The organism is Streptococcus parasanguinis (assembly GCF_015557775.1).
In the GTDB taxonomy this organism is placed as follows: domain Bacteria; phylum Bacillota; class Bacilli; order Lactobacillales; family Streptococcaceae; genus Streptococcus; species Streptococcus parasanguinis_AA.
Window position 1 is genome coordinate 101,144 of the sequence record NZ_JADNOY010000003.1, and the last position, 12,372, is coordinate 113,515.

Consider the following 12,372-nt stretch of genomic DNA (forward strand, 5'->3'; position numbering starts at 1 on the left):
GGGAGTTCTTTTTCTATTTTCTTCTTTTTGGATCGGTTTGTTTAAAGATCAGGTATAAAATTCCGGCAGGCAGGAAGCAGAAGAGCCACATGACATCGAGTCCCTTGCTTTTACTGCTAGAGGTCGTTGCTTTAGACTCACTGACGGCCACCCCAGGTTTAATGCTTGGAGATACCTGTTGCAAGCCGTTCTGAACGACTAGGCGGTTATTTTCGAGTTTTAGCGCTGGCTTCGTCCCCTTCTTAACAGTCGCATAGAAGTCTTGCTTCAAGTGAATGGTCTTCCCGTCGATGGTATGCTCACCTGCAGAGAGGACTTTTTTATACTGGTAGTCTGCGAACATTTTCTCAGCCAAGGTATTCCCGATTTGATTGCGGTAACTTTCGGCGATCTCGACATCGTAGTTTCCAACCCCCAAAATGACTTCGATAATCCGCTGTTTACCCCGCTTGGTTGTCGCGGTGTAGTTGTAGTCAGCAGTCGGGCTGGATCCAGTTTTGAGTCCATCTGTTCCTTTAAGGGCGAATTTTCCACCTTCGAGGGAAGTATTGTAGTTATCGTAGCTTTGCTCGTAGGGTGTTCCTTCCATGATCGTAGTGTGAGCTTGCTTGGTGTATTCCAACATTTCTGGCAGGTCGTTTACGATGTGATAAGCCAGAATAGACATGTCCCGCGCTGTGATTTCGTTATTCGCATTGACATCGTAGCGCTGAGGATTGTAGTAGCCCTGAAGGACTGAAATCATTGCCCCATTTGGATTGTGCCATTTGGTATGGCTCATCCCCATTTCTTGTGCGTACTGATTCATTAAGTCCAAAAACTTATCGGGATCATTGTCAGTGACGGCGTTGGCGAGCATAATCACGGCCGCACTGGAAGATGGAACAAAGAGCATCTTGATCAATTCAGATACTTTGTAGTCAACACCAGCTACAATAGGTGAGTTACTTAAAAGATTGTTTTCCGAGATGGCTTGGTCTGCCTCTGTTGCTGTGACCACGGTATCGTACTTGATCTTGCCTTCCTTGAGGGCCCGAAAGACCACATAGGCACTCATGAGCTTGGCCATGCTTCCTGAGTCCCGGACCGTGTCGATATTGTCTCCGTACAATATAGCTCCAGTATTGGCGTCGATGACGATGTCAGCCTTAGGCTTGTAAAAATCGTCCAATACCAGTCCAGCATCAGCTGCGATTTTCATGACATCTTCTTGCTGGTAGATGTCGTCCGCAAAGGCAGTGGAAATAGGGCCTAATGTCAAGACTCCTACAAGGAGGGACAAGAGGCTGTGTTTTAGTCGTTTGTGTAAATGTCTCCCATAATTCATAGATTCCATTATATCATACAGGCCAGAGATTCAACTTGAAAAAATTCTAGAAAAAGTAGAAATTGAAAAAATAAAGAAAAAATAGAATAATTTCGCAGTAAAAGCGTTTACATTTCCCTAGAAAGTGCTATAATTTAAATTGAGTATAACATTTTTTACAATGAGGTGATTTATATGAACAAAGGGAAGGTACTCTTAGCTACCAGCGCTCTGCTTTTATCAGCTGGTGTACTGGCAGCCTGCTCAGGAGGGAAATCTAGTAGCTCTGGTGGTCAGACATTTAGCTATGTCTATACCCAGGATCCGGATACCTTAGACTACTCGATTTCCAATAAAAAATCGACTTCCGAGTTTACAGGAAATGCGATAGATGGCTTGTTGGAAGTGGACAAGTACGGGAACTTGATCCCATCGCTTGCTAAAGACTGGACTGTTTCCAAGGATGGCTTGACCTATACTTATAAACTCCGTAAAGGGGTCAAATGGATGACTTCTGAAGGGGAAGAATATGGAGAAGTCAAAGCCCAAGACTTTGTGACAGGTCTCAAGCACGCGGCAGATAAGAAATCACAAGCAATTTACTTGGTCCAAAAATCTGTCAAAGGCTTGGATGACTATGTTTCAGGGAAAACATCTGATTTCTCAACCGTTGGTGTGAAAGCGATTGACGATTACACGATTCAATATACCTTGAGCCAACCAGAAAGCTTCTGGAATTCTAAGACCACGATGGGGATCCTGATGCCGGTCAACGAAGAATTCTTGAAATCCAAGGGAGATGATTACGGTCAAGGAACCTCTCCGTCTAGTATCCTCTACTGCGGTCCTTATTTGATCAAATCAATCACTTCGAAATCTTCTGCGATATTAGAAAAAAATCCAACCTACTGGGATGCGGAAAATGTCAAGATCAGTAAAGTCAAACTGACTTATTATGATGGTCAAGACTCCGAGTCTCTGATCCGTGGATTTGATAACGGTGACTATACAGTTGCCCGTGTTTTCCCAAATGGTTCCAACTATAAGAGTGTAGAGAAGAAGCATAAGGACGACATCGTCTATACTGATCAAGGTTCCTCAACCTATAACCTTTCCTTCAACATTGACCGTCAGGCCTATGAAATCACAAAGAAGACCACGGACGCTCAAAAGGCCTCTACCAAGAAAGCAATCTTGAACAAGGACTTCCGTCAAGCCATTATGTTTGCCTTTAACCGCAAGGCTTATGTAGCGCAAGCTAACGGGGAAGCGGGTGCCAATAAGGTCATCCGTAATACCTTTACGCCACCAAACTTTGTCCAAATCGATGGCAAACAATTTGGTGATGCAGTAGAAAAAGACTTGGAAGCTTATGGGGATGAATGGAAAGGGGTCTCTGTTGCAGATGGAAAAGACACCCTCTACAATCCAACCAAGGCCAAAGAAGAGTTTGCCAAAGCTAAGGCAGACTTGCAGGCTCAAGGAGTTGAATTCCCAATTCATTTGGATCTTCCAACTTCTTCGACTTTTACGGAAGGAATCAAACAAGCCCAATCCTTTAAACAATCAGTTGAGTCTACATTGGGAGCAGAAAATATTGTCATCGACCTGAATATGGTTTCTGAGGATGATCTTCAACGGGTGACCTACTTTGCTGAAAATGCTTCGCAACAAGACTGGGATTTGAACAATAACTTGGGTTGGGGACCAGACTATACGGACCCATCTTCTTACATCGACATCACCAGTGGTAAATCTGGTGAAAATGCCAATTCTTACTTTGGATTCGATGCTGGTACGGATAATGCTGCGGCAAAAGCAGCTGGCTTTGATGAGTACGATCAATTAATTGAGGACGCTCAAAAAGAAAACACTGATGTGAACAAGCGTTATGAAAAATATGCTGCGGCTCAGGCTTGGTTGACCGATAGCGCCCTCTTGATTCCGATTCATTCGGATGGAGCTTCTCCAGTCGTTCGTAAGACTGTACCATACTCTGCAGCCTTTGCTTGGACAGGCCACAAGGGTCAAACCTTTAACTATAAGTATTTAGAAGTTCAAGACAAGGTCGTAGCGGCGAAAGACTATGACAAAGCGCGTGAACAATGGAAGAAAGAAAAAGAAAAATCCAATAAAAAAGCGCAAGAAGAACTTGAAAAGCATGTAAAATAGACTTTTCTTAGAGAAAACAGGATGGACAGGTCCCGTACGGGACCTGTCTTTTTCTTTGTCTGAACCTTTAAAAATCGCCTAAAAATGGTATAATAGGAGCATCACGAAAATTGGAGAGACGCTATGAGTTTTTACGATCATAAAGAAATCGAGCCTAAGTGGCAAAAATACTGGGCTGACCATCATACTTTTAAGACAGGAACAGATGCTTCAAAACCTAAGTTTTATGCATTGGACATGTTCCCTTACCCATCTGGAGCGGGTCTACACGTAGGACACCCAGAAGGCTATACAGCGACCGATATCCTCAGCCGTTTCAAACGTGCGCAAGGCTACAACGTCCTTCACCCAATGGGCTGGGATGCCTTTGGTTTGCCTGCAGAGCAATATGCGATGGATACAGGGAATGACCCAGCTGAATTCACAGCAGAAAACATTGCTAACTTCAAACGTCAAATCAATGCGCTTGGATTCTCTTATGACTGGGATCGCGAAGTCAACACAACAGATCCAAACTACTACAAATGGACGCAATGGATTTTCACTAAGCTTTACGAAAAAGGCTTGGCTTATGAAGCTGAAGTGCCAGTAAACTGGGTTGAAGAATTGGGAACAGCCATCGCCAACGAAGAAGTCCTTCCTGATGGAACGTCTGAGCGTGGAGGCTATCCAGTTGTCCGTAAACCAATGCGCCAATGGATGCTCAAAATCACTGCCTATGCGGAACGTTTGCTGACTGACTTGGATGACCTTGACTGGCCAGAGTCTATCAAGGACATGCAGCGCAACTGGATCGGGAAATCAACTGGTGCCAATGTCACCTTCAAAGTAAAAGGAACAGACAAGGAATTCACCGTCTTTACAACTCGTCCAGATACCCTTTTCGGGGCGACCTTCACTGTCTTAGCTCCTGAGCATGACTTGGTTGACGCTATTACAAGCCCAGAGCAGGCTCAAGCTGTGGCTGACTACAAACACCAAGCTAGCCTTAAATCAGACTTAGCTCGTACTGACCTTGCTAAGGAAAAAACAGGGGTTTGGACTGGTGCTTATGCCATCAACCCTGTCAATGGCAAAGAAATCCCAATCTGGATTGCGGACTACGTTCTTGCTAGCTACGGTACAGGTGCTGTTATGGCTGTACCTGCCCACGATGAGCGTGACTGGGAATTTGCAAAACAGTTTGGTCTTCCAATCGTAGAAGTCTTGGAAGGTGGAAACGTTGAAGAGGCTGCATACACAGAAGATGGCCTTCACGTCAACTCTGACTTCTTGAACGGTCTCAACAAAGAAGACGCGATTGCTAAAATCGTGGCTTGGCTAGAAGAAAAAGGCTTTGGTCAAGAAAAGGTTACCTACCGTCTCCGCGACTGGCTCTTTAGCCGTCAACGTTACTGGGGTGAACCAATCCCAATCATTCATTGGGAAGATGGAACTTCAACAGCTGTTCCAGAAAGTGAACTCCCACTTGTCTTGCCAGTAACCAAGGACATTCGCCCTTCAGGTACTGGTGAAAGCCCATTGGCTAACTTGACAGACTGGCTGGAAGTGACCCGCGAAGATGGTGTCAAAGGTCGTCGTGAGACGAATACGATGCCACAATGGGCTGGTTCAAGCTGGTACTACCTCCGCTATATCGATCCACACAACACTGAGAAATTGGCTGATGAGGATCTCCTCAAACAATGGTTGCCAGTAGATATCTACGTAGGTGGTGCAGAACACGCCGTGCTCCACTTGCTTTACGCTCGTTTCTGGCATAAATTCCTCTATGACCTTGGTGTTGTTCCAACTAAGGAGCCATTCCAAAAACTCTTTAACCAAGGAATGATCTTGGGAACTAGCTACCGTGACCACCGTGGAGCTCTTGTGGCAACTGATAAGGTTGAAAAACGTGATGGTTCTTTCTTCCATGTGGAAACAGGGGAAGAATTGCAGCAAGCACCAGCCAAGATGTCTAAATCCCTCAAGAACGTGGTGAACCCAGACGATGTGGTGGAACAATACGGTGCGGATACCCTTCGTGTCTATGAAATGTTTATGGGACCACTCGATGCTTCTATCGCTTGGTCAGAAGAAGGTCTGGAAGGAAGCCGTAAATTCCTCGACCGTGTTTACCGTTTGATCACTACCAAAGAAATCGTTGCGGAAAACAATGGCGCTCTAGATAAGGTTTACAACGAAACTGTTAAAGCTGTTACAGAGCAAATCGAGTCGATGAAATTCAACACAGCCATTGCTCAGCTCATGGTCTTTGTCAATGCGGCTAACAAGGAAGACAAACTCTATGTGGATTACGCCAAAGGCTTTATCCAATTGATTGCCCCATTTGCCCCTCACTTGGCAGAAGAACTCTGGCAAACAGTTGCAGCAACAGGTGAGTCTATCTCTTATGTAGCTTGGCCAACATGGGACGAAAGCAAATTGGTTGAAGACGAAATCGAGATCGTTGTCCAAATCAAAGGAAAAGTCCGTGCTAAACTCATGGTCGCAAAAGACCTTTCTCGTGAAGAATTGCAAGAAGTCGCTCTAGCTGACGACAAAGTCAAGGCAGAGATTGATGGCAAAGAAATCGTGAAAGTAATTGCGGTACCGAACAAGCTTGTAAATATTGTTGTGAAATAAAAATGAATCCTTCAGAGTTCAGCTCTGGAGGATTTTTGACTCTTCTTGACAAGAAATTGGTATTTTGTTAATATGGTTAACAAAAAGAAGGAAACCATGAATAAGAAAGAACTGCATAAGTTTAATAATCGTTTTAACAGCTTTGCTTTAGCTTTTGAACAGTTGAAAAAAGCTCAGCATAGGAACAGTATTGATAAATCAATCACTATTAATGAAGTCCATTTGATCGACCTGATAGGCCGCAATCAGCCTGTGAATCTAGTGAAATTATCTGAGTTACTTGAAGTGTCTAGGAGTGCCATTACTCAGAGTGTTAGACGTTTAACCAAGAAAGACCTCGTTGCTTTTGAATTTGCACCGGATAATGAAAAAAATAAATATCTGATATTATCCAAAAAAGGGGTTGAAGTTTTTAACATTCATAAAGAGCAGCAAGAACATATTGAGACAGCCATTTTTTCAGTTTTAAAAAACTATAATGAGGAGGATCTTCAAATGATTATGAAATTGATGGATGATGTTGAACAGGTTTGGCAAGAATTACCGTGGTAAAAATCACGGTAATTTTATGACTATATTGTTAATTGTATTAACAAAAAGAGGAAGATATGAATATACAAATTGAACTGATCTCAGAGTATGATTTAGCAGACGCATCTTTTAATATTGTCATCGATGGCTTAAAACCAAGAGAAACATATCGAGTCGAAATGTTTCTATCTGATTATTATTGTATCAATGCTCCCATGCTTTTAACTCATGATGTTTTATGGAGATCAACAGGGACTTTTGTATCAGATAAGAATGGTATTATTGATATTTCACAAACTCCATCTTGTTCTGGCTCTTATGAAGGCATTTCAACAATGGGACTATTTTTTAATGCCAAGCCCTTGACCAATCAGAGAAAGAAACTTCCAAACTCTCTTTCTGAAATTCCCATATTAGATCATTTTTTTGTGGATATCAAAATTATGCAAGGAAATACTGTCATTGCAGAGAGAACTTTCACAAGACATTACATGAGTTCGCAAATTAGTCATCAAGATATTTACGGGGAACATTTTCAAGGGAGACTTTTTTATGATCAAAAGGCAATAAAAACACCAGCATTGATTATTGTGAGCGGCAGTGAAGGAAGGATTGAAAAGGCACAGAATATAGCTCAGCTTCTATCTTCTAGAGGTTATATTTGCCTAGCAGTTGCCTACTTTGGTTTAGAGGGGTTGCCAAAATATTTGGAACGTATTCCTTTAGAGTGCCTTGTGGAAGCAAAGGATTATCTACGTCAGCATCCTCAAGTAGATAGTGAAAGAATTGGAATCTATGGACGGTCTAAGGGAGCAGAATTAGTTTTAGCTGAGGAGAGCCTTTTTAATGACGTTCAATGTTTGGTACTAAATTCACCCTCTGATGTGGTATATGAAGGGATAAAAGGGAAATGGAACTCTCACACTTCTTCTTGGACAAATTTGAAAAAAGAACTTCCCTATCAAAAGTTTCGACTTGGAGATTATCTGTTCAGCAAACTTTTTAGAAAAAGCTTCCCTAAAGATCGTTCTGCTAAGATAGATATCGGTCAAATGCATTCACCAATCTTATTGCTCGGAAGTACTGTTGATGAAATATGGGATGCCTCGTCAGCAATTGATGATATTGTCTCAGATTATAAAGGACGCCACATTACATTTAAAAAATATCATGAAACAGGTCACATGTTGACAGTGGCTTATCAACCAAATCACCGTTATCGAAAAGATTGGCGTTTATTGATGAGAGAGAGTAAGGATTCTTGGCTAGCTACGATTCATTTTTTTGATAGGCATTTGAAGAAGAAATAAAAATAGATTATAAATATGCTATAATAGTTCCAACTAAGATAAAAACACAGTTCTGGTTGGTAGTCCAGACGTAGGCAAGCCTATCAGTAACCTTCCTCCTTGGTTGTCCATTCTTAGGGATAGATTTAAGGAGGTGCTGTCGTGGAAACAATTTCAATTGGATTGACAGTTTATTTTGAAGATGGATTTTGGCATGGTTTGTTCGAACAAGTGTATCGAGAAACTTATCAAGTTTGTCGTGTGACATTTGGTAAGGAGCCAAAAGATGATGAAATTCTAGAGATTTTACAGACTCAGTTTACTCAATTATCTTTTAGTCCAGAAACTACAGTTAAGCAACATGTAAAAATCAAGAATCCTAAACGATTACAGCGAATGGTGAGGAAACAAGTAAAACAAAAAGTTTCTTCCAAGTCGAAAGAACTATTGCAGTTGCAGTATGAGGAAAGGAAAAAGATTTCAAAACATCAATCTAGTGTCCAAAAGCAATTGCTCAAACAAGAGAAATTTGAACGCAAACAGCAAAAACGAAGAGACAAGCATAAAGGACATTAACCCTTATCTCTTTCATCAAAAAAGCTTCGGTAGGAAGAACCCTACCGAGGCTTTTTAACAAATTTCATTCTGCATGATAGTGAAGAGATGTAAAACTCAGTGTCGTTCAAAAAGGAGTATAAATGTTGCTTTTCTTCCAAGGAAGATGGTGTAAAAGGATTAAAAAATCTGGTATTTTGAAGTTCCTCAAGGATTCTGTGGACATATTCTTAGATTTTTTATTTCGATATCGAAATAGTTGACAGATGTAACGAACGGTGATACAATGACTGTGATATTTCGGTATAGAAATAAAAAGGAGACAAAATGGACAAGATGCAAGGGGGCTACCAAGCTTTACAGATACGCTTGTTAAATGGGCGTATCTTTCAAAAACTGCTGAGTAAGGAACCAGATGCCCTATACCGAAGTGAACAAGGGAAAATTTTAACGATTTTGTGGAAGCAAGAGTTGGAGTGCGCTACTGCGACCGATATCGCTCTTGCGACGGGTCTAGCCAACAATACATTGACCAGCATGGTTAAGAAATTGGAAGAACAAGGCTTGGTTACGATTCAACCTTGTACGCAGGATAAAAGGAAAAAATATATTTCTTTGACAGACCTCGGTTGGGCACAAAAGGAAATTGGGGATCGTGTTAGTAAGGAACTGGGTGAGATTTTCTATCAAGGATTTTCGGATCAAGAAATTCGAGAATTTGAAGCCTATCAAGAGCGGATAATCTCAAATCTAAAAGCTAAAGAGAATGACATCTAGGGAAAGGAGGCAACAGTTATGATTGGAATTACAGGTGTAACAGGGAAATTAGGTTCCTATGTGGCGGATCTTGTCGATAAAAAAGGAATCGCTTCCGTCCATCTGGCAAGAAGCCCAGAGCGTGCAAAAGTTTATGCGTCAGCGGAACTTCGTAAGATGGTGTATGCCAATACTCCAGAGGTGGTTGAGGCCTTAAAGGGTATCGATGTCTTATTGATGGTCTCTACTCGGGAAAATCCAGAGCGTGTCAAGGAGCACAAGGAGTTTTTAGATGCTGCAAAGCTGGCGGGGGTGCAGCATATTGTTTATACCTCCTTTTATGGGGCAGATGAGAAGGCAACTTTTACCTTGTCTCGAGATCATGCCCAGACGGAAGCCTATATCAAGGAGTTAGGATTCACCTACACTTTTTTGAGAGATAATTTTTACTTGGACTTCTTGATTGATATGGCGCTTGAAAATGGAGAGATTCGTGGTCCGGCTGGCAGTGGGCAGGTGTCAGCTGTTGCCCGTAAGGACACATCTAGGGTTGCAGCAGAAATTCTTTTAAATCCTAAGGAGTGGGAAAATCAAACCTTGAATCTGACAGGGCCAGAGGATCTTTCCATGGAAGAAATCGTAGCGCTTCTCTCAAAAGAGACCGGTAAGACCATCGCGTATGTGGATGAATCAGTAGAAGAAGCCTATGAGTCACGGAAAAAATGGCCAGCACAAACTTGGGAGTATGATGCCTGGGTCAGTACCTATACAGCGATTAAAGCTGGTGAACAAGCTGGGGTTTCAACAGATGTCGAAAAAGTCCTAGGGCATCCAGCAAGTAGTCTATTGGATATTCTTAGAGACAGAAAACTTATTGAGGAAAAATATGATTGAATACAAACATGTAGCCTTGCGCTACACGGAAAAGGACATTTTGAAAGATGTCAATCTCCGCATTGAAAATGGAGAATTTATGGTTCTTGTGGGACCTTCAGGATCTGGAAAGACCACCATGATCAAGATGGTGAACCGTCTCTTGGAGCCGACAGATGGCAATATCTATATGGATGGGAAACGTATCAAGGACTATGATGAACGGGAGTTACGTCTCAGTACCGGCTATGTCCTTCAAGCCATTGCCCTATTTCCAAACTTGACCGTTGCGGAAAATATTGCTCTCATTCCTGAGATGAAGGGCTGGACTAAAGAACAAATTGCTTCTAAAACAGAAGAACTCTTGGCCAAGGTGGGGCTACCTGCTGCAGATTATGCTCATCGTTTACCAAGCGAGTTATCTGGTGGTGAGCAACAGCGGATTGGTATTGTGCGGGCTATCATTGGGGAACCAAAGATTCTATTGATGGACGAACCTTTTTCAGCCTTGGATGCCATCTCTCGCAAGCAGTTGCAGGCTCTTACAAAAGAATTGCATAAAGAATTCGGCATGATCACTATTTTTGTGACCCATGACACAGACGAGGCTTTGAAATTAGGCGACCGGATTGCAGTACTGCAAGAAGGAGAGATTGTACAAGTGGCGGATTCTGAGTCCATTTTAGACCAGCCAGCCAACGACTTTGTTGCAGATCTATTTGGAGGTGCTCACCATGTCTAAACTACTTGCAACCTTTCAAGAACGCTTTGGGGACTGGCTCGCTGCACTGGGGCAACATTTGCAACTGTCATTACTGACCTTGCTCCTTGCGATTTTTCTGGCTGTTCCTCTAGCTATTTATTTGAGTATCCACAAAAGAACAAGCAACTGGGTTTTACAGCTAGCTGGGATCTTCCAGACCATTCCTTCCATGGCCCTTCTCGGCCTCTTCATACCCATCATGGGAATCGGAACGCTTCCGGCCTTAACAGCTCTTGTCATCTATGCCATTTTCCCCATCCTTCAAAATACCATCACCGGTTTACAGGGGATTGATCCAAGCCTTGAAGAAGCAGGAATCGCCTTTGGGATGACCAAGTGGGAGCGACTCAAGAAGTTCGAGATTCCCTTGGCCATGCCCGTCATTATGTCTGGGATTCGCACGGCAGCCGTGATGATTATTGGGACAGCTACCCTAGCTGCCTTGATTGGAGCTGGGGGACTCGGTTCCTTTATCCTCCTAGGGATTGACCGCAATAATGCCAGTCTGATTTTGATCGGTGCCCTATCTTCTGCCTTCTTAGCCATCGCATTTAACCTTCTTCTCAAATGGATGGAAAAGGCCAAATTGCGGACCATCTTTGCAGCCTTTGCTGTGATGGTTATTGGATTAGGAGCTTCTTATACGCCAAGTCTACTTCCCAAACCGAAAAAAGAAAATCTGGTCATTGCTGGGAAGTTGGGTCCTGAACCTGAAATTCTCGCCAATATGTATAAGATCTTGATCGAGGAAAATACGGACATGACAGTGACTGTCAAACCGAATTTTGGCAAGACCACCTTCCTCTATGAAGCCCTGAAAAAAGGGGATATCGCTATCTATCCAGAGTTTACAGGTACGGTGACCGAAAGTCTCCTCAAGCCAGCACCACAAGTCAGTCATGATCCAGAAACAGTCTACAAAGCTGCCCGAGATGGGATCAAACGACAAGACGACCTGGCCTTGCTCAAACCTATGGCTTATCAAAATACCTATGCTGTTGCAGTCCCTAAAAAGATTGCCCAAGAGTATGGACTCAAGACTATTTCAGATTTGAAAAAGGTGGAAGGACAACTCAGGGCAGGCTTTACGCTTGAGTTTAACGACCGAGAGGACGGAAACAAAGGCTTGCAGAAGATCTATGGTCTCAACTTACAAGTCTCCACCATGGAGCCAGCCCTTCGCTACCAGGCGATCCAGTCTGGGGATATTCAAATAACGGATGCCTACTCAACAGATGCCGAGCTGGCTCGTTATGACCTGGTGGTCCTTGAAGATGACAAGCAACTCTTCCCACCTTATCAAGGGGCTCCCCTCATGAAAGAAGCTCTTCTTAAGAAACACCCTGAATTGGAAGCTGTTCTCAATCAGTTAGCTGGTAAAATCACAGCAGAGCAAATGAGCCAAATGAACTACCAAGTCGGAGTAGAAGGCAAGTCTGCTGCTCAAGTGGCGCGTGACTTTTTGGTAAAAGAAGGGTTTATTAAAAATTAACAAACAATTC

The 12,372-nt window shown here is 42.8% G+C and carries 10 protein-coding genes; 9 read left to right on the forward strand and 1 reads right to left on the reverse strand.

Annotation, left to right across the window (positions count from 1 at the left end):
* Window positions 1-13: 13 nt before the first annotated feature.
* A complete protein-coding gene (locus I2F76_RS05290) occupies window positions 14-1,336 on the reverse strand; it encodes a DUF1958 domain-containing protein (protein WP_195487391.1) in 1,323 nt (440 codons plus the stop codon).
* 165 nt (window positions 1,337-1,501) lie between these two features.
* Between I2F76_RS05290 and I2F76_RS05295 the strand changes: the two genes are divergently transcribed.
* From I2F76_RS05295 to I2F76_RS05335, 9 genes are all read left to right on the forward strand, one after another.
* Window positions 1,502-3,478 (forward strand): peptide ABC transporter substrate-binding protein, encoded by a 1,977-nt coding sequence (locus I2F76_RS05295; protein ID WP_195487392.1) that lies wholly within the window; start codon window positions 1,502-1,504, stop codon window positions 3,476-3,478.
* 123 nt (window positions 3,479-3,601) lie between these two features.
* A complete protein-coding gene (leuS, locus tag I2F76_RS05300) occupies window positions 3,602-6,103 on the forward strand; it encodes a leucine--tRNA ligase (RefSeq protein WP_195487393.1) in 2,502 nt (833 codons plus the stop codon).
* A gap of 96 nt (window positions 6,104-6,199) precedes the next feature.
* Window positions 6,200-6,655: a MarR family winged helix-turn-helix transcriptional regulator gene (locus I2F76_RS05305; protein WP_070674717.1), complete on the forward strand. Its 456-nt coding sequence runs from the start codon at window positions 6,200-6,202 to the stop codon at window positions 6,653-6,655.
* Between the two features lie 56 nt (window positions 6,656-6,711).
* Window positions 6,712-7,944, forward strand: a complete 1,233-nt coding sequence (locus I2F76_RS05310) for an acyl-CoA thioesterase/bile acid-CoA:amino acid N-acyltransferase family protein (RefSeq protein WP_173018886.1) — start codon at window positions 6,712-6,714, stop codon at window positions 7,942-7,944.
* Between the two features lie 141 nt (window positions 7,945-8,085).
* Entirely contained in the window at window positions 8,086-8,499 is a 414-nt protein-coding gene (locus tag I2F76_RS05315) for a YjdF family protein (RefSeq protein ID WP_070674722.1), read from the forward strand.
* A 306-nt stretch (window positions 8,500-8,805) separates the two neighbouring features.
* Window positions 8,806-9,255: a MarR family winged helix-turn-helix transcriptional regulator gene (locus I2F76_RS05320; protein ID WP_155169350.1), complete on the forward strand. Its 450-nt coding sequence runs from the start codon at window positions 8,806-8,808 to the stop codon at window positions 9,253-9,255.
* Between the two features lie 18 nt (window positions 9,256-9,273).
* Window positions 9,274-10,128, forward strand: coding sequence for an SDR family oxidoreductase (locus tag I2F76_RS05325; protein ID WP_195487394.1), 855 nt, complete (start codon window positions 9,274-9,276; stop codon window positions 10,126-10,128).
* Window positions 10,121-10,849, forward strand: coding sequence for an ABC transporter ATP-binding protein (locus I2F76_RS05330; RefSeq protein ID WP_195487395.1), 729 nt, complete (start codon window positions 10,121-10,123; stop codon window positions 10,847-10,849). The genes I2F76_RS05325 and I2F76_RS05330 overlap by 8 nt, the downstream gene beginning before the upstream one ends.
* The gene (locus I2F76_RS05335; RefSeq protein ID WP_195487396.1) at window positions 10,842-12,362 is read left to right on the forward strand and encodes an ABC transporter permease/substrate-binding protein; all 1,521 of its coding nucleotides are present in this window, start codon (window positions 10,842-10,844) and stop codon (window positions 12,360-12,362) included. Before I2F76_RS05330 ends, I2F76_RS05335 begins: the two co-directional genes overlap by 8 nt.
* Window positions 12,363-12,372 lie beyond the last annotated feature (10 nt).

Coding starts and splice junctions, on each gene's coding strand:
- I2F76_RS05335 (WP_195487396.1), top strand. CDS start 10,842: ATGTCTAAACTACTTGCAACCTTTCAAGAACGCTTTGGGGACTGGCTC.
- I2F76_RS05290 (WP_195487391.1), bottom strand. CDS start 1,336: ATGGAATCTATGAATTATGGGAGACATTTACACAAACGACTAAAACAC.
- I2F76_RS05320 (WP_155169350.1), top strand. CDS start 8,806: ATGGACAAGATGCAAGGGGGCTACCAAGCTTTACAGATACGCTTGTTA.
- I2F76_RS05305 (WP_070674717.1), top strand. CDS start 6,200: ATGAATAAGAAAGAACTGCATAAGTTTAATAATCGTTTTAACAGCTTT.
- leuS (WP_195487393.1), top strand. CDS start 3,602: ATGAGTTTTTACGATCATAAAGAAATCGAGCCTAAGTGGCAAAAATAC.
- I2F76_RS05330 (WP_195487395.1), top strand. CDS start 10,121: ATGATTGAATACAAACATGTAGCCTTGCGCTACACGGAAAAGGACATT.
- I2F76_RS05310 (WP_173018886.1), top strand. CDS start 6,712: ATGAATATACAAATTGAACTGATCTCAGAGTATGATTTAGCAGACGCA.
- I2F76_RS05325 (WP_195487394.1), top strand. CDS start 9,274: ATGATTGGAATTACAGGTGTAACAGGGAAATTAGGTTCCTATGTGGCG.
- I2F76_RS05295 (WP_195487392.1), top strand. CDS start 1,502: ATGAACAAAGGGAAGGTACTCTTAGCTACCAGCGCTCTGCTTTTATCA.